At 28.5% G+C, this 19,022-nt stretch carries 10 protein-coding genes and 2 pseudogenes; 9 read left to right on the top strand and 3 right to left on the bottom strand.

The genetic code is table 11. The features are described from left to right. The 4 genes from uvrB (at position 1) to MBBWO_RS00855 (ending at position 8,632) form a co-directional block, all read left to right on the top strand. Positions 1–1,962, top strand: coding sequence for an excinuclease ABC subunit UvrB (gene uvrB / locus MBBWO_RS00870; RefSeq protein ID WP_116668998.1), 1,962 nt, complete (start codon positions 1–3; stop codon positions 1,960–1,962). A gap of 145 nt (positions 1,963–2,107) precedes the next feature. Further along, positions 2,108–4,999: an excinuclease ABC subunit UvrA gene (uvrA, locus tag MBBWO_RS00865; RefSeq protein WP_116668997.1), complete on the top strand. Its 2,892-nt coding sequence runs from the start codon at positions 2,108–2,110 to the stop codon at positions 4,997–4,999. Between the two features lie 141 nt (positions 5,000–5,140). Then, entirely contained in the window at positions 5,141–5,959 is an 819-nt protein-coding gene (locus tag MBBWO_RS00860; RefSeq protein ID WP_116669104.1) for a DUF368 domain-containing protein, read from the top strand. Positions 5,960–6,046: 87 nt separating this feature from the next. Next, positions 6,047–8,632, top strand: coding sequence for a DUF5814 domain-containing protein (locus MBBWO_RS00855; RefSeq protein WP_116668996.1), 2,586 nt, complete (start codon positions 6,047–6,049; stop codon positions 8,630–8,632). On the opposite strand, the gene MBBWO_RS00850 is transcribed toward MBBWO_RS00855, so the two are convergent. Beyond that, the gene (locus tag MBBWO_RS00850; RefSeq protein ID WP_116668995.1) at positions 8,629–9,051 is read right to left on the bottom strand and encodes a GIY-YIG nuclease family protein; all 423 of its coding nucleotides are present in this window, start codon (positions 9,049–9,051) and stop codon (positions 8,629–8,631) included. The two genes, MBBWO_RS00855 and MBBWO_RS00850, sit on opposite strands and share 4 nt — an antisense overlap. 79 nt (positions 9,052–9,130) lie before the next feature. Here MBBWO_RS00850 and MBBWO_RS00845 point away from each other — a divergent pair, with 79 nt between their 5' ends. Next, the gene (locus tag MBBWO_RS00845; RefSeq protein WP_116668994.1) at positions 9,131–9,553 is read left to right on the top strand and encodes a DUF371 domain-containing protein; all 423 of its coding nucleotides are present in this window, start codon (positions 9,131–9,133) and stop codon (positions 9,551–9,553) included. A gap of 21 nt (positions 9,554–9,574) precedes the next feature. Continuing rightward, positions 9,575–10,897 carry a UDP-glucose dehydrogenase family protein gene (locus MBBWO_RS00840; RefSeq protein WP_116668993.1) on the top strand — a complete coding sequence of 441 codons (1,323 nt, stop codon included), beginning with the start codon at positions 9,575–9,577 and terminating at the stop codon, positions 10,895–10,897. A 29-nt stretch (positions 10,898–10,926) separates the two neighbouring features. On the opposite strand, the pseudogene MBBWO_RS00835 reads toward MBBWO_RS00840, so the two are convergent. Beyond that, positions 10,927–11,751, bottom strand: a pseudogene (locus MBBWO_RS00835) (ABC transporter ATP-binding protein); the annotation flags it as partial. Positions 11,752–12,473: 722 nt separating this feature from the next. Beyond that, positions 12,474–13,253 (bottom strand): ABC transporter permease, encoded by a 780-nt coding sequence (locus MBBWO_RS00830; protein WP_116668992.1) that lies wholly within the window; start codon positions 13,251–13,253, stop codon positions 12,474–12,476. An 83-nt stretch (positions 13,254–13,336) separates the two neighbouring features. On the opposite strand from MBBWO_RS00830, the gene MBBWO_RS00825 reads away from it, so the two are divergent. From MBBWO_RS00825 to MBBWO_RS00820, 3 genes and pseudogenes are all read left to right on the top strand, one after another. Then, on the top strand, positions 13,337–16,918 hold the full coding sequence (locus tag MBBWO_RS00825; protein ID WP_116668991.1) for a bifunctional glycosyltransferase/CDP-glycerol:glycerophosphate glycerophosphotransferase: 3,582 nt from the start codon (positions 13,337–13,339) through the stop codon (positions 16,916–16,918). A gap of 299 nt (positions 16,919–17,217) precedes the next feature. Further along, positions 17,218–17,599 (top strand): annotated as a pseudogene (locus MBBWO_RS08220) (FkbM family methyltransferase); the annotation flags it as partial. Positions 17,600–17,833: 234 nt separating this feature from the next. Then, entirely contained in the window at positions 17,834–19,021 is a 1,188-nt protein-coding gene (locus MBBWO_RS00820) for a glycosyltransferase family 2 protein (RefSeq protein WP_116668990.1), read from the top strand. The last annotated feature ends 1 nt before the right edge of the window (position 19,022 follow it).

The raw sequence follows: 19,022 nt of genomic DNA, 5'->3' as shown, positions 1-19,022 counted from the left end.
ATGAAAAAATTTAAACTTAATTCACCTTATAAGCCATTAGGTGACCAACCTAAGGCTATTAACTCCTTAGTTGATGGTATTAATAATGGTGCAAGGGAACAGACTCTTTTAGGTGTAACAGGGTCAGGTAAGACTTTTACAATGGCTAATGTTATTGAAAAAGTCCAAAAACCAACTCTTGTTATTTCTCATAATAAAACATTAGCTGCTCAGCTATATGAAGAATTTAAGGTTTTTTTTCCAGATAATGCAGTTGAGTACTTTGTAAGTTATTATGATTATTACCAGCCTGAGGCTTATGTTCCAAGAACTGATACTTTTATTGATAAAGAAGCATCTATCAATGAAGAAATTGATATAATGAGACATTCAGCTACTCAGTCTCTCCTATCAAGAGATGATGTAATTGTTGTTTCTAGTGTGTCATGTATTTATGGTATTGGTTCTCCTGAAGATTATGGTGAGTTTGCTTTTGGAATAGCTGTTGGAGACATCTATGATAGAAGTGAAATCATCAGAAGACTAGTTTTTATGCAGTATGAACGTAATGATATTGAATTTGCCAGAGGTCAATTCAGGGTTCGTGGAGACATTATTGAGATTAACCCAGTTCATGGAACACCACCAATAAGAATTGAGTTGTTCGGTGATGAAATTGATGCTATTAGTCAAATTGATAAGGTCACAGGTAAAAAAACTGAAGATTTGCAAAGATATATGATTTTCCCTGCAAAGCATTTCGTCGTAGGTCAGGATAAGATGGATACTGCTATCAGCAGAATATCTAATGAGTTAGATGAAAGACTAGCTGAATTAAATCTCCAAAATAAGTTATTAGAAGCTCAGAGACTTGAGCAGAGAACCCGTTTTGATATTGAAATGTTAAGAGAAATGGGTTACTGTGCAGGGGTTGAAAATTACTCCATGCATCTGTCTGGAAGAGACTGGGGAGATGTTCCTTATTCTTTACTTAAATATTTTCCTGATGACTTTTTAACCATTATTGACGAGTCTCATGTAACTGTACCTCAAGTTCGTGGAATGTATAATGGGGACAGGGCACGTAAGGAAACTTTAGTTGAGCATGGTTTTAGATTGCCTTCAGCTAAAGAAAACAGACCTTTAAGATTTGATGAATTTGAAGCAGCACTTGATAAAGTCATCTATGTTTCAGCTACTCCTGGCCAGTATGAATTATCCAGGTCTAAAAATGTTGTAGAGCAGATTATTCGTCCAACTGGTTTAGTTGATCCTGAAATCATTATAAGGCCAGTTAAAGGTCAAGTTGAGGATTTGCTTGGTGAAGTTCAAAAAGTAGCTAAAAAAGATGAGCGTATACTTGTTACTACTTTAACTAAAAGAATGGCTGAGGATTTAACAGATTATTATGCTAAAATAGGTGTTAAAGTCAGGTATATGCACTCTGAAATTGATACTTTGGAACGTACTGAAATTGTGGATGATTTAAGGCGTGGAACCTTTGATGTTTTAGTTGGTGTAAACCTTTTAAGAGAAGGTCTTGATTTGCCTGAAGTTTCTTTAGTAGCTATTTTAGATGCTGATAAGGAAGGATTTTTAAGAAATGAAACTTCTCTTATTCAGACAATTGGTAGAGCTGCAAGGAACGTCAATGGTCGTGTCATTATGTATGTTGATGAGATGACTGATTCTGTTCAGAATGCTATGGATATTACAAATAAACGTAGAGCTCTTCAATTAAAATATAATGAAAAATATGGTATTGTTCCTAAATCTACAACACGTAATCTCAAAGAGAAAAGAGAAGACCTTAAGAAATATGGTAAATCTATGGATGAAATTAGTAAAATCCCTCAAGATGAGCTTAGGTTACTTATTAAAGATTTAGAAAATGATATGAAGGAAGCTGCTTCTAATCTTGATTTTGAAAGAGCTGCTGAACTTAGAAATAAGTTATTTGAACTTAAAGGTTTGAAGAAATAATTACTTCTTAAGAAAGTTTTATATACTGCGAACAGTATAATTATTATATCTATTTTAATTTTCATTTGCTCTAAGCAAAAGTATATTTTTATATTAATTTTAAAAATATGATTTAAATTTTGAATAATATAATAGGTGAGGAAAAATGAAGCAAGATTCAAAAAGACAAATTGTTATCAAAGGTGCTAAAGAACACAACCTACAAAATATTGATTTGTCAATTCCTAGAGATGAATTTGTAGTAATAACTGGATTAAGTGGGTCTGGTAAATCTTCACTAGCTTTTGATACTATTTATGCTGAAGGACAGCGTAGATATGTAGAATCATTATCCGCATATGCAAGACAGTTTTTAGGCCAAATGAAAAAGCCTGAAATGGATTATATTGAAGGTTTATCTCCAGCTATTTCAATAGATCAAAAAACAACTAAAGAAAATCCTCGTTCAACTGTAGGAACTATAACAGAAATTTATGATTATCTAAGATTATTATTTGCAAGAATTGGAATACCTCATTGTCCAAAATGTGGAAAAGAGGTGTCTCATCAAACTGTAGGTCAAATAGCCGACAGTATTATTGAAGAAGGTGAAGGCTTAAAAATCCATTTACTTGCTCCAATTGTTCGTGATAGAAAAGGTGAACATAAGCAAATCTTTGAAGAGTTAAGCAATAAGGGATTTGCAAGAGTAAGAGTAGATGGTGAAATTAGGGGTCTTGATGAGGATATTAAACTTGCAAAAACATATAAACATTCAATTGATGTAGTTGTTGACAGATTAAAAATAAGAAAAGATGTTGATTTCAAAAGAAGGCTTGTTGATTCACTTGAAACAGCTACTAAATTTGGAGAAGGTCTTGTAACTGTATTATTTGATAATGGGGATGAAGAATACGAGAAAAAGTATTCTGAACAGTTTGCATGTGTGGACTGTGGAATAAACTTTGAAGAGTTAACTCCAAGGATGTTTTCATTTAATGCACCTCAGGGTGCATGTCCTGAATGTAATGGTATTGGTTCTAAAATGGAAATAGATCCAGATTTAATAGTTCCAAATAAACTATTATCTCTAAATGAAGGAGCTATTGTACCATGGTCCAAATCTAATAAAAAAGAGAATTATTATCATCAAATGCTTGAAGCAGTAGCTAATTACTTTAAATTTAGTATGGATATTCCTTTTAAGGATTTAACTAAAGAAGAACAGACTATTATTCTTTATGGATGTGATGAGAGAATACCATTTTCATTTAAACGTAGAAATAAATCTTACATGGTAAACCGTAAATTTGAAGGTGTTGTTCCTAGAATGGAACGTTTATACTTAGAAACTAAATCTAATTACAATCGTAAATACATCTCAAAATTTATGAGTAACCATAAATGTCCTCTTTGTCATGGTAAAAGGCTTCGTCCTGAGGTTTTAGCTGTAACTGTTAATGGTAAATCAATAGCTGATGTTGTTGAAATGTCTATTAAGGATAGCTACAGGTTCTTCCTTGATTTAAAGTTAACTGAAAGAGAAAATTTCATTGCAAAAGAAGTTTTAAAAGAAATTAGAGAAAGACTTAAATTCCTTGTTGATGTAGGACTTGACTACTTGTCAATGGAAAGATCTTCAGGAACTCTTTCTGGTGGTGAAGCTCAAAGAATAAGACTAGCTACTCAAATAGGTTCAGGATTAGTTGGTGTTTTATATATTCTTGATGAACCAAGTATTGGTCTTCATCAAAGAGATAATGTAAAGCTTATTGAAACTTTAAAAAGACTCAGAGACTTGGGAAACACATTAATTGTTGTAGAACATGATGAAGAAACTATTTTATCTGCAGATTATGTTGTAGATATTGGGCCTGGAGCTGGAGAGCATGGAGGTCGTGTTGTCGCTGAAGGAACTCCTACAGAAATTATGAACTCTGAACATTCAATTACAGGTAACTACCTTGCAAGGAGGGAAATTATACCAATTCCAGAAAGTCGCAGAGAAGGTAATGGTCAGCATATTACAATTGTGGGTGCAAAACAGAATAATCTTAAAAATGTAGATGTTGAAATTCCTCTAGGTAAATTTACATGTGTTACTGGTGTAAGTGGTTCAGGTAAAAGTAGTTTAATTAATGAAATTCTTTATAAAGGGTTAAATGGTGAATTAAACCATAAATTTACATTTGCAGGTAAATATGACAAGATTGAAGGTGTAGAAAATATTGATAAAATCATAGCTATTGATCAAAAACCAATTGGTAGAACACCACGTTCAAATCCTGCAACTTACACTGGATTATTCACTTACATTAGGGAACTCTTTGCTGAAACTCCTGAAGCTAAAGCCAGGGGATATAAGCCAGGTAGATTTAGTTTCAATGTTAAAGGTGGAAGATGTGAAGCATGTTCTGGTGATGGTATTGTTCAAATCGAAATGCACTTTTTAGCTGATGTATTTGTTCCTTGTGAAGTCTGTGGTGGAAAACGTTACAATGAAGAAACTTTAGATATTCGTTACAAAGGTAAAAATATCTATGAGGTTCTTGAAATGACTGTAGATGAAGCAATGGAGTTCTTTGAACATATTCCTAAAATACATAAGAAACTTAAAACTTTACAGGATGTTGGTTTAGGTTATATGAAAATTGGTCAGCCGGCTACTACTTTATCTGGTGGTGAAGCCCAAAGGATTAAACTAGCTAAAGAGCTTTCAAGAACAAGCACTGGAAAAACAATGTATATTCTTGATGAACCAACTACTGGTCTTCATTTTGCAGATATTAAGAGATTGTTATCTGTTCTTAACAGGTTAACTGATTCAGGAAATTCTGTTGTTGTTATTGAACATAATTTGGATGTTATTAAGACAGCAGATTATATCATTGACTTAGGTCCTGAAGGTGGAGATGGTGGAGGTCAGGTAATAGCTACTGGAACACCTGAAGAAATAGCTAGTACTGATACCTACACTGGTCAATTCCTTAAACAGATGTTAACAAATAATATTACTCCTTATGCAAAAGAGCTTGTTGAAGAAAAGATGAGTAAATAAATTAATTTAAATAATAAAAGGAAGAAAATATATTACATAATTATTTCAATTCTTTTATTATTATTTAATTTATTATAAGGAGATTTTATTTTGAAAATAAATTTATATGAGTCCTTTTTAATTTTTATTCGCGGTATCCTTATGGGATCAGCTGATATTATTCCTGGTGTTTCAGGGGGGACTATTGCATTAATTACTGGTATTTATGAGCATTTGGTTCATGCTATTAGTAAAATTCGTTTTTCATTTATAAAACCTTTAGTTAAACTAGATTTTTCAGGTTTTAAAGATAAATTACTTGATGAAATTGACTTTAAATTTTTTATTCCATTAGGTTTAGGTATTGCTGTTGCAATGCTTACTTTAGCTAATGTTGTTACTTATTGTATGGATGTACATACTGCATTAACATTTTCCTTCTTTTTAGGATTAATTATTGCATCAGCTTACGTTTTATATAAAAAGATATCTAAAGTTACCTTTAGCCATATTGTTTTAACAATTATTGGTTTTATTGCTGCTTATATATTTGTAAGTCTTAATCCAATAGCTACTAATCATACATTGCCTGTTTTATTTATTTCAGGTTTAATAGCTATTTGTGCAATGATTTTACCCGGTATTTCAGGTTCTTTCTTACTACTTTTACTTGGTCAGTATGATTATATGTTAACAGCTCTTGAAGAGCTTCACTGGTCTGAAATTATTGTATTTATTGTTGGTGCAGCTATTGGTATTTTAGGATTTTCCAAATTCTTGGATTATTTATTGCAGCATCATGAAGAAGCTACAATGGCTTTCTTGATTGGTGTAATGGTTGGTACTTTAAAGATACCTGCTGTTAATATTATTACAACTATTGATCCAGGTATACTTCCAATTTTACTCTGTATTATTGTAGCAGTTATTGGTATTGTTCTTATTGTTGTTATGGAAACTAAATTTGATTACATAAATTAGTTTCAGCAACACTATTTTTTTATTTTTTCAAATTCTCTTTTTTTTAAGGATTAATTTTATATTATTAGAATGTAAAAACTATTTGTAATGATTATAATTAAAAAAAAGAAAAAGAGTTATGAAGTTTTTCCTATTGGTTCTCCTAAGGGTGCCTTAAATTCGAAAAGAGTACCTTCTTTTATTGGAATTTTAAAGTTTAAAAGGGAAAATAATGATATTTATATTAGTAGATTCATTGCAAAGTATGAAAATGAAGAAAAACTTCTCCCTCCTTCTGATGTTTTAAAACTTCTTAAATCACAAGCTGTTTTTATTGTTGAAAAAGATGAATTATTAGAGGAATTTCTTAAAAAACAGGGAATTAAAGTAAGATTCACTCATATTTGTGATTTTTGTGCATATGAAGGGAATATTACAATTATAAACTCAAAAAACACTTACAAAATGAACAATCAGTTAATCTGTAAAGAATGTGCATTTAACACTATTAAATCTGAGTTAAATCAGCAGGGTTATGATAAAAGTGTTTTTAGAAATTTTAAAGAGTTATTTGAAAGAAGTGGTAATTTAGAAGAAATCATAAAAGTTATTCATCATAAATTTAATGAACTTAATTCCAATTACACATTATATGATAAAATTAAAGCAGATAAAGTATCTAAAATTCCTGATATTGATATGAAAAGGCTTAAAATTCCAAAAGATTTTAAGAATATCCTAATTAAACATGGAAATAAGAAATTGTTGCCTGTTCAGTATTTAGCTATTAAAGAAGGACTTTTAAAAGGAAAGAATATACTTGCTGTATCTGCAACAGGAAGTGGAAAAACCTTAATTGGTGAACTTGCAGGTGTACCGAAAGCAATGGAGGGTAAAAAATTTATATTTCTGACACCTCTTGTTGCACTGGCTAATCAAAAATATAGGGAATTTAAGAAAAAATATGAACCTTTAGGCCTTAAAGTGACAATAAAAGTAGGAATGAATCGTGTTAAAGCTAAAGGCGAACTTAGAATTAAAAAATCTAAGGTAACAGATGCTGATATTATTGTTGCAACCTATGAAGGAATTGATTTTTTACTTAGAAGTGGAAATTATAAAGAGCTTGGTGAAATTGGAGTTATCTTAATTGATGAAATCCATAATTTAGATGATGAAGATAGGGGAATAAGGCTTTTTGGTCTTATAAAAAGGATAAACAAGCTATTTCCTAATGTTCAGAATATCGCACTTTCAGCTACTGTTAAAAATCCTAAATTTTTGGCAAGTATTTTAAAGGCAAATTTAGTTGAATACAGTCAAAGGCCAGTGCCAATTGAAAGACATATCATATATAATAGAAATGAATCTGAAAAAAGAAGATTAATGCGTAAATTAGTTAAAAAAGAGTATAATTCACTTTCATCTAAAGGATTTAAAGGTCAATCAATAATATTTACTAATTCAAGGCGTAAAACTCACCAGATAGCTAATTATCTGTCTGGTAAAGGTTTAAATGTAAGGCCTTATCATGCAGGTTTGTCATACTTTAAAAAAGAGAAAATCGAGAAGGATTTTGATAAAGGAAAAATAGCTGCAGTTGTTACAACAGCAGCTCTTGCAGCAGGAGTTGATTTTCCAGCATCTCAGGTAATTTTTGACTCTCTTTTAATGGGAAACTCATGGATTGGACCAAATGAATTTTCACAGATGCTTGGAAGAGCAGGAAGACCATCTTATCATGATTTAGGAAAAGTATACTTGCTTCCAGAGATTGGAAACTCCTTTGACAATCAAAATGAAGAAGCTGTTGCTCTTAATCTATTGGAAAGTGATACTGAAAAAGTAATTATAGACTACACTCCTGATGATGCAATTGAGGAAGTTCTATCGGATATATCTTCACTAGCTGTTAGAAATCATCAGCAGGTATCTGATTTTTACAAAGGTATTGAATTTCCAGTAAGTCTGGAGTCAATTTGTGATGAATTAGTTGATAAAGAGCTTGTAAGGTCTGATATGTCAATCACTTCTTATGGTAGAGCTGTTGCAATGTCATTTTTAAATGTGGAAGATGCTGAATACATCAGAAAGTCTTTACAGAATAGAAACTACTTAAGAAATGTTTTAATTAATCAAGAAAATGTATTTGAGAAAAAAATATTGTTTAAATTAAATAATAAGAAATTAAATATTGTTCGTCATGTAGTTTTATTTATTGCAATGGAGCTTGAGCTATTTGAAAGTGCATATTTATCTCCTTTGATTCATTCAAAATTATCCAATGCACTTAAAATGAATGTATCAACAAGACTATTCTCAGAATCTACTTTAGATATTATATCTTCAGGTGATACACTAGCTAAACTTGATTCTAAGTTTCAGGAATCATTACTTAATCTTCAAATTGATTTCTTACGTTGCAGTTGTAGTGAAAGACCATTTTGTGGATGTCTTCAAAGAGGAATTAGTGAATTTATAATCTTTGAAAGATTAAAAGGTAAAGATCCAATAGACATATCTAAAAAGGTTATGAAGAAATATCAGATTCAGATATATCCTGGAGATATCTTTTCATGGCTTGATAACTATCTGAAAAATCTTGATGCTGTAAAAAGAATAGCTAAAGCATTTAAAAATAAAAGAGCTGTTAAAGAGGTTAATATTTTAATTAAAAAGATTGAAAATCCTTAATATATTTCAATCTTTAAACCTAATTTTTTGAAGGTGTCTTTAATATTAGTTATTGCATCTTCTATATTTTCAAAATAGAATAAATGTGAATTGCAGTCACAGTCTGATGAGCCGAAGTTATCAATTTCTGAAGAGTTTGGGCTGATATTTCTAGCTATTTCACACTCAACTTTCTTTGTAGAGACTGTATAATAGATATCAGTTATCTGACTATTTTTATTTAAAAGCAGGTAATCTATATGCCAGTGTTTCTTCTTATCATCTGATAGATGGCGATTTAGACGTGCTTCAAGTGAATTCATAGCTGAACCTACATAAATGTAATATCCACTTTTAAAATTAATAAAACTTAATTTATTGCCGATTTTAATTCTTGAATCCTTTTTAAGATTAATTAATAAACAGTAAGTCCCTTTCATCATTCTTATTTTTGTTTATCTTTTAATTTAAGTGTTGATGTAGAAATTTTTATTATATTTTAACTTTAAATTAATAAGTATGATTTTTAAGATTAAGGCTTATGGGCATGAAAATGTAACTTCAAAACATAAATCAACCTTTGAAATTACAAAAGATCCAGAAATTGGTTTATCTGCAGACTGTATTGTTGGAGTAGCTATGGATAATTCCATGTTGGAGTTTCCAGATGATTTTAAAAAGGCAATAGCTAATCCTGACAGTGAAATTCATGTTGTTCTAGATACAGAAAATGGGCATGATGAAATTATAGGATATGGACATGAAAATTTAACTTTAACTCATCCAACAGATATTGTATGCAGAAAAAGCGATTATACATGCAGTCGTACTTTAATGATAAAGGCAAACAAAGCTGCATGTGATTTAGATGAAAAATTAATTGAAGATTTAAAAAATAAGAAAGCTATGGAAGTTACAATTTCAGTTAATTTTAAATCATAAAAATAATAATACTATATTATTATGAAACTCACAATTATTGGTACTGGTTATGTTGGACTTGTAACAGGAACTTGTTTTGCCGAGATGGGAAACAAGGTTTACTGTGTAGATATTGATGAAAAGAAAATTAATGATTTAAAAAATAATATAATGCCTATTTATGAACCTAATTTAGACACTTTAGTTAGGGAAAACCAGGAAAAACATGATTTAATCTTTACTACAGATTTAAAAGAGGCATTGGATGATTCTAATATTATATTTTTAGCTGTTGGAACACCAATGAGGGAAGATGGTAGTGCAAACTTAGATTATATTTATTCTGCAGCTGATAATATTGGAAATAGCATATCTAAAGATTCCTTGGTTGTTATTAAATCTACTGTGCCTATTGGTACCGCATTTAAAGTTAAAGAACATATTGAAGAAATCATTGCTTCTCGTGGTTTAGATATTAATATTGACATAGCCTCTAATCCTGAGTTTTTAAAAGAGGGCGTAGCTATTGAAGACTGTATGCATCCAGATAGGGTTATTATTGGGGCTGAAAAAGAAGAAGTCTTTGATTTATTAAAAGATTTATATGCTCCTTTTGTATCAAAACATGATAGGATAATAACTATGGATGTTAAAAGCTCTGAAATGACAAAATATGTAGCTAATTCCATGCTTGCAACTAAAATATCATTTATGAATGAAATTGCCAATATTTGTGAGGTTACTGGTGCTAATGTGAAAAATGTAAGAATTGGAATTGGTTCAGACAAACGTATTGGTTATGATTTTATCTATGCAGGTTGTGGTTATGGTGGAAGTTGCTTCCCAAAAGATGTGCAGGCTTTAATTAACACTTCTATTGATAATGGTTACACTCCGGAATTATTGAATCATGTTGAAATTGTCAATGCAAATCAAAAGAAAGTACTTGTAAATAAAGTTGTTAAAAGATTTGGTGAAGATCTATCAGGCTTAACTTTCAGTATTTGGGGTCTTGCATTTAAACCAGGTACAGATGATGTTCGTGAAGCACCTTCAATTGAAGTTATTAAGTCAATAATCGATAAAGGTGGAAAAATTAGGGCATATGATCCAAAAGCTATTGAAACCTTTAAAGTAGCTATTGATGATAAATATATTGATTCAATTGAGTTTGTAAACTATAAATATGATGCAATAAATGATGCAAATGCATTAATTTTAGTTACAGAATGGAAAGAATTTAGAAACCCTGATTTTGAAGAAATAGCTGAAAGATTAAGTGAAAAAATCATATTTGATGGAAGAAACATATTTGATTCAAAAATAAAAGAAGAAGGATTTGAATTATATCAAATCGGATGTTAATTCTATTTTAAGAGTAAGAAAAAATAAACTTACTCTAATTTAATGTTTTTAAGCTCATCTTTGGTTGCATTTTCAGCAGCTTTAAGATAAGCATCACAAACCTTGTTTACTTCATCATAAGCAACAACTTTTCCATGTTCAATCCATAAAGCTTTATCACAGAGATTTCTAATTTGCTGAATTGAATGTGAAACAAGTAAAACTGTAGTACCAGATCCCATTAATGATTTAATTTTATCACTACTTTTCTTTTGGAACTTTACATCTCCAACAGATAATATTTCATCAATAATTAAAATATCTGGATTTACAACAGTAGCTATTGAAAAACCAAGTTTTGCTTGCATACCTGAAGAGTAGTTTTTAACTGGGAAATCAATGAATTCTTCAAGTTCTGAAAATTCAACGATTTCATCATATTTGGATTTTAAGAAATCCTCTGTATATCCTAAAATAGCCCCATTTAAGAATATATTTTCCCTACCTGAGTAATTGTAATCAAATCCAGCACCTAATGATAGTAAAGGAGCAATAATTCCATTTGTTGTTACATTTCCTTCATCAGGTTCATATACTCCAGCAATTATTCTAAGTAAAGTACTTTTTCCTGCTCCATTATATCCAATAAGACCTACTTTTTCACCTTGATAAATTTTAACAGAAATGTTATCTAATGCTTTAAATTTTCTTGTTTTTTCTTTATTTCTTTTAATTGTACGAATTACATATTCTTTTAAGTTATCAATTTTATCATTACTTACTTTAAAGCTTAAAGAAACATTTTCAAGTTGAACAGCTATTTTTTCTTTATATCCTGGAATAAACTGAGAAACTAATGAATCAACATCTTGTTCTTCCTCAGATTTTGTATCTTTTTTATTATTAGGGGATTTTTTATCCTTTTTAGGTTTATCTTTGGATTTTTTATTTTCTTTTTTATTAGTTTCTTTTTTATTTTCGCTATTTTTTGGTTTAGGTGCTGTTTTTTCTTGTTTAGGTTCTTCTTTTGGTTTTTCAGCATCTTTTTGTGGTTCTTGTTTCTTTTCAGTTTCTTTTGGTTTTTCAACTTTTTCCTGTTTTGGCTGTTCTTTTGGTTTTTTTTCTGTTTTTTGTGGTTTTTGTTTTGGTTTTTCACTAACTTGTGGTCTTGGTGTTTCAGGAGTTGGTTTCGGAGTTACTGGTGATTTTTGTGGAATGTTTTGTAGTGTTACTTGTTGTTTTGGTATTTCAGATGGTTTTTGGAAAGATATTTGTTGTCTATTTTGAGGGTGAAGATTAGGTTTTGTTTGAGGTGTTCTTTGTTGGTAATAATCTTGTTGCATTTCATTTCTCTTAAGTTGTTGAACTCTTAATTGTTGATTTAAGTTGTATGCAACTTGTTTTTCATTTCCTGAATCAAAAACAACTTCACGTGGTTCTTTTCTCTGATTAACTGTTTGAAAATAGTTTTGTGTTCTTTTTTGGTTTTCACCATTGTTTCCACTTGCTGATTTTGAATTTGTATCAGCATTTACATTGCCTTTAAAACGTAAATTTTTTTTATTCTCCACCATCTAAAATAACCCCTATTAACTAATTATAATTCTAAAGTAATTCTCTTTTGATATTTCTTAAATACAATAAGCCCAATAACGAATACAATTGCTGCAAATAATGCACTGTTGATAACACTCATAATATTCGGCACTACATTGTACATCACAATATCTCTAAATTGATCAATCACCATATACACTGGATTTAATTCAGCATATGACCTTAATGGTTCTGGAATGATTTCCATTGGATAAAATATAGCACATGCATACATTAATAACATGGTAAATATATTATAAAGGTATTCAATATCTCTAAAGTAAGTACATACAATGGATAATATTAAACCTACTCCCATAATCATTACAAATAAAATTACAATTGGGACAATAACCAATATGTCAATTGGGTTTAATGCAAGGCCAGTTAAATACATTACTGCAACAAGTATTATTAATGATATTAAAAAATTAATAAACTCTGAGCAAACCCCACCAACAGCAAAAATATGTCTTGGAACATAGATTCTTGTTAAAATACCAGAGTTTCCTTTTATAGAGTTCATAGCTATTTTTGTTCCTGAACTGAAGAAATCATACATACAACGTCCTGCAAGGAAATAAACTGGATAATTAGCAATATTTCCAGCAAATATTGTTGAAAAAATAGCTGTAAGTAAAAGCATTGTTAATAATGGATTTATAAAGCTCCAAAGGATTCCTAAAATTGAATCTTTATATTTGGATGTGAAATTTTTCCTAACTAACTGTTTAAGTAAGAAATGTTCACTAGTACCTCTTTTAATCACTTCTTTAAACATAACCTTCCCACTAAAAATTTATAAAATATAAAATACTAATTATATAATATTTATTTAAAATAACATTTATAGGTTACTAATTTATGTCAAATATTAAAGTATCTGTTATTGTTCCGGTTTTTAATGTTGAATCTTATCTTAATGAATCATTAGACAGTATTTTAAACCAAACTTTAAAAGATATTGAAATTATTTGCATTAATGATGGGTCAACAGATAACTCTTTAGATATTCTTGAAAATTATGCAAAAAAGGATAAACGTATTAAGATCATATCTAAAGAAAATGAAGGTCAAGGTGTTGCCCGTAATGTGGGATTAGATAATGCACAGGGTGAATACATATCTTTTGTAGATTCTGATGATTTTATTAAAAAGGATATGCTTGAGAAATTGTATAATAAAGCAGAAAATAACAATCTTGACTTGGTAATGTGTAAAGTTTCTTCTTTTGACAATGAAACTCATGAAGTAGATGATGACTTATGGTATTACTCCCTTAAATGTTTTGATGGATTTAAAAAAGATGTATTTAACAATCTTGATACCAAGAAGTTTACAGACTCTATTTCAGTAACTCCATATAATAAACTTTACAAAAGAAGTTTCATTGAAACAAATAATATAAGATTTCCTAATAAATACATTTTTGAAGATGAAGTATTCTTTTACAATGTCTATCTTAAAGCAAAAAGAATATCTTTAGTTGATGAGAATTTATATTATTACAGAACCAATAGGAAAGGTTCAACTGTTTCAAAAAGTTCAGATAATGATTATATTGATGTAATTTATATTTTTAGATTAATTAGAGACTTACTTGTTGAAACTGGTTATGTAGATGTTTATAAAGAAAAAGTTTACAATAGATTTATTCATCTTACGTTATGGAGATTCAGTCAAACTGCACCTAAATATAGGCAGAATTTCTTTAATCTAATGAAAAAAGATTTTGAAGAGATTTTATCTGATAAATTACTTTCAGGCGTTAGATTAAACATAAATAAATTAGAGCCTAGAGTTAAATCAAGGACTTTAAAAGTTTTAAAAGCAGCTAATCTTGAAGAATTTAATGAATTGGATTCTTATAAAATATTTTCTGTTGTAATGGCATTATATAACAATGAAGATTATCTTGCTGAAGCTATTGAATCCTTAACAGTTCAAAATTTCGGATTTGAACATAATGTTGAACTTATCATTGTAGATGATGGAAGTACTGACAATTCACTTAAAATAGCTAAAGAATTTGAGGCTAGCTATCCAGACAATATTAAGGTAATCCATAAAGAAAATGGTGGTCAGGCCAGTGCACGTAATCTTGGTTTAAAATATGTTAAAGGAGATTATGTTAATTTCTTAGATAGTGATGATAAATTATCTCCAAATACTTTTAAAGCAGTTTATGAGTTTATATTGGAAAATCCTGATGTTGAGATGATATCAATTCCAATAACATTTTTTGACAACCAACAGGGACCACATCTTCTCAATTATAAATATAAAAAAGATAAAGTTGTTGATTTAATCAAAGATCCTCAATATCCTCAGCTTTCAGCTTCATCAGCATTTATTAAAAAAGAAACTATTGATGGACTGTATTTTGATTCAAGATTGGTGAATTCAGAAGATGCATTACTTTTAAATAAGATTTTAATTAACAATCCTCAGTTAGGGCTTGTTAAGGATGCTAATTATTTATATAGAAAACGTTTTGATGAATCTTCCACAATTGATAACTCTCAAAAAAAGAAAGGATTTTTCACAGACAGATTGAAGTATTATTTTGAGGAGCTTATTAATTATTCTAATGAAGTTACTGGTGAAACTTTAAAATTTATACAGTACACATTGGTCTATGACCTCCAGTGGATGGTGAAAGCTCCTGATATTGATAATGTTTTTAATGAAACAGAAAAAAAAGAATTTTGGAAAACCTTCCTAAATGTATTGTCACATATAGATGTAGATGTTATAAAAACACATAAAACATTAAATATTGATGTTCGTGACTTTTTACTAGCTATTAAAAAATATAATTTCACTCCTGAAACAATCAGTAATTTGAAAATTGATGATAAAATAGCTACTCACAGATGCTATATTGACATAATCAAGATAAAAAATGATATCTTATATATTTCCGGTCTTTTAATGAGTTATTACAATCCAGACACTATTGAAATAGTAGCTATTTGTGGAGATGAAAAATTTGTTGCAAGCAGATTTGTTTATCCAACTCGTGAGAATTTGAAATTCCTATCTATTGAATATAAATTCCCTTATGATTTTGATTTAGAAATACCATTAGCTAATCTCAAGGATAATAAAGTAGAAATTATGGTTTTACATGATGGTAAATACTATAAGTTGCCTATAGCTTTTGAAAATCATGCAAGATTGTCAGCTAGTAGCAATTACTTTATTAAAGATTCAAAAATGGTTTTATTTAAAGATAATTCATTTTATCTTAATTCTTATTCTTTTATTCGTATGCTGATGTATGAAGTAAGATGTTTGTTGAAAATATTTAAGGATAGAGGACCATTTTTTACTTCAGCATTGTTTTTCAGAGTAATTTATCTTGTATTATATCCATTTTTAAAAAATAGGAAAATATGGCTCTTTATGGATAGAAGAGAAGCTGCAGATGATAATGCTGAGTACTTATTTAGATATGCATCAGCAAAAGATGATAAAATAAGTAAGTATTTCACTGTTTCTTGTGAAAGTAAAGACTTCAATCGTTTAAGTGGTTTTAAAAATGTTTTGCCATTTTATTCTTTTAAACAAAGGTTTGTTTATTTATTTGCAGATAAAATCATTTCTTCTCATCCTGATGAAAACATTTTAAATCCATTCCATGGAAAAAACGGTGAGTTATATAGTGGCCTTATTACATCAGAGAAATATTTCCTACAACATGGTGTTACTAAAGATAACATTTCAAGATGGCTTAGGAAGTATGATAAGGATTTATCTTTAATATTAACAGTTTCTGATTTAGAAAGAGAATCTTTTTTAGATCCTAGCTATAATTATGCTCCTGAAATTATTCAAACGCTTGGTTTTCCACGCTTTGATAATTTAGAAAGTAAAAACCTTAAAAAACAGATTTTGATTATGCCTTCATGGAGAGAAAACATTCAAAAAAGTGTACATGGTCTTAAAAAGTCAAAATATTTCATAGAGTTAAATAATTTACTTAAAAATGAAGATTTAATTAGCTTTGCTAAAGAAAAAGGTTATGAAATAATCTTTAAACCCCATCCTAAATTGTTTAAGTTTATTGATATATTTGATTTATCTGAAGATATCATTGTAGATGATAAAAAAACTTATCAAGAGCTATTTAATGAATCTATGCTTTTAATCACTGATTATTCTTCTGTTGCTTTTGACTTTGCTTATCTTAAAAAGCCAGTTATCTATTATCAATATTCAGATGATTATAATTTCGATTTATCTAAAAGCTATTTCAAATATAAAGATATGGGATTTGGAGAAGTTGTATCTGAAGAAAAAGAATTAGTTGACTTAATTAAAAGCTATTTGGATACTGATTGTCTTATGAAAGATGTTTATAAAAGTAGAGTGGATGCTTTTTATAAATTTAGGGACAAACAAAATTGTAAGCGTGTTTATAATTTTTTAATTAATGATTAAATATAATTTTTTAATATTTTTATTATTTTACAAATGATTGTTTAAACAATATTTTTGAATTGTGAAATAAATTTAAGCAATTATATATCTTTTTTGATTTATTTTTAATATTTTTATAGTAATATGTTTAAGAATATAGGTATATTTTCATAATACTGTATAAATTTTAACATTAATGTTTTTTCCTTTTTTTTATTTTTTTAGGCTAAACTACTTTTTTTATACTATTTTTTGCTTAAGTAAATCTTTATTAATATCTTTAAATAGCATCTTTTAAAGAAATTCTTATCATTTTATTAAATGTTTATGCCTTTGAATTATTTAAAGAGCATTATAATTTATTAAAAGAATATATTGAAGCTATAATTATCTAATGTTGTGCAGTACATAAATCATTATGTGATATTAATGATGAGGGAACTCTTTATTTGTCTAATTTGAGGAGTAACTTCTGATACTAGTTTAGGGCAATATATTGAAGAATTAAAAGTTGATGAAGTTACTGTTGATCAGTTTGTAAGTGGGAATGATTTGGATGTTGGATTGATTACAATTGATGTAGAAGAGGCAGACCAAAATCTACTAAAAGGTGTGATTGATGTAATAAAATAACAGAAGCCTCTTTTATTCATAAGTATTTATCATAAGGTTGTTGATTTCTTTGAGATAAAACCAGGAATTTAATCACTTGATTTGGATTATTAATTATATTTGCCATTTTAATAGGGTTTTTGTGCTTGAAGATTAATTTAGGAAAATAAGAAACTTTTTTTATATTTTGATAAGCATATGATGTATGTTTATTGTATTGCATTTTTCTTTGTAGATAACTAGTTTAAACAGAGAATGGATTATTTTTGAGGATATAAATATCTCACACCTAAAATTATATATTATTAATTAAATAGTTATATTATGCTTAAAAAGGTTTCAGTTGTTATTCCAGTTTATAATGTTGAAAATCATATTAAAAAATCATTAGATAGTCTTATTAATCAAACTTTTAATTTAAATGATATTGAAGTAATAATGGTTGATGATTGTTCAACAGATAATAGTGGTGTAATTATTGATGAATATGCATCTAAATATGATAATTTTAGAGCAATTCACCTAAATCAAAATAGTGGTTCTGCAGGTAAACCTAGAAATATTGGTCTTAAAGAAGCATCTTCTGATTTTGTAATGTTTTTAGATTCAGATGATTATTTTGTAGAAAATGCTATTGAAAGATTATATAATTTAATTATTGATGATAAAGATTTAGATATTGTTTTGGGGGGTTATGTTAATATCCATGGTGATAATGAACAGGTTGTTTTACCACCTGGAAATTCAAGTAGGACTTATATTTATGACACTAATAATGATATTGATTTGATTAGAATAAATCCCTCTATTTCAGCTAAAATTTTTAAAAAATCTTTTTTAATTGATAATAATATTAGATTTCCAGAAGGTATTCCTGGTCAAGATTTAGTTTTCGTATTAAACTCGATTTTTCATGCAAAAAAAGTTTTAACTTTAAATAACTTCATTGTTTATAATAGGGTATTAAGATTTAATGAATTGGACAAGTCTATTTCTTTAAATGTAACTCCTAAATATTTATTAGGTTTGATTAAAGCATATAATTTAACATTAAATGTATGTTTAGACTGTAATATAAAAGTGGATTTAATTAAATTGATTTTAATTTCTCATTTACAGTTTTTTAATAGTCAGTTGTCAAAAAAGGAAGTGAGTTCTGAAGAATTATCTGATCTTTTTAATTCTCCTATTTTTAATGAATTTAAAAATCATGATTTTTTTAACATAGCTACTGAGTTTAAATTAATATTTAATAACATAGAAAAAGGAATTTTTTATAATTCTGAGTTAATTAGTTACATTAAGACAAATATTGAAAATAATATTTTTTATAAATATGAAAAGGTTAAAAATATTTTAAATCAATATAGATATGATAATAAAATTTTATTGAAAAATTTAAGAATTAAAGATGATGAAAATAATTATCTTAAGAAGGAAAATGAACAATTAAATTTAGAACTTAAGAATATCAATTCATCAAAACTTTTGAAGTTTAAAAATTTATTTTAAC

Origin of the sequence: Methanobrevibacter woesei (genome assembly GCF_003111605.1) — an archaeon.
GTDB lineage: Archaea > Methanobacteriota > Methanobacteria > Methanobacteriales > Methanobacteriaceae > Methanocatella > Methanocatella woesei.
The sequence above is the reverse complement of the archived record's forward strand: the minus strand, read 5'-3'. Positions and strand labels throughout refer to the sequence as shown.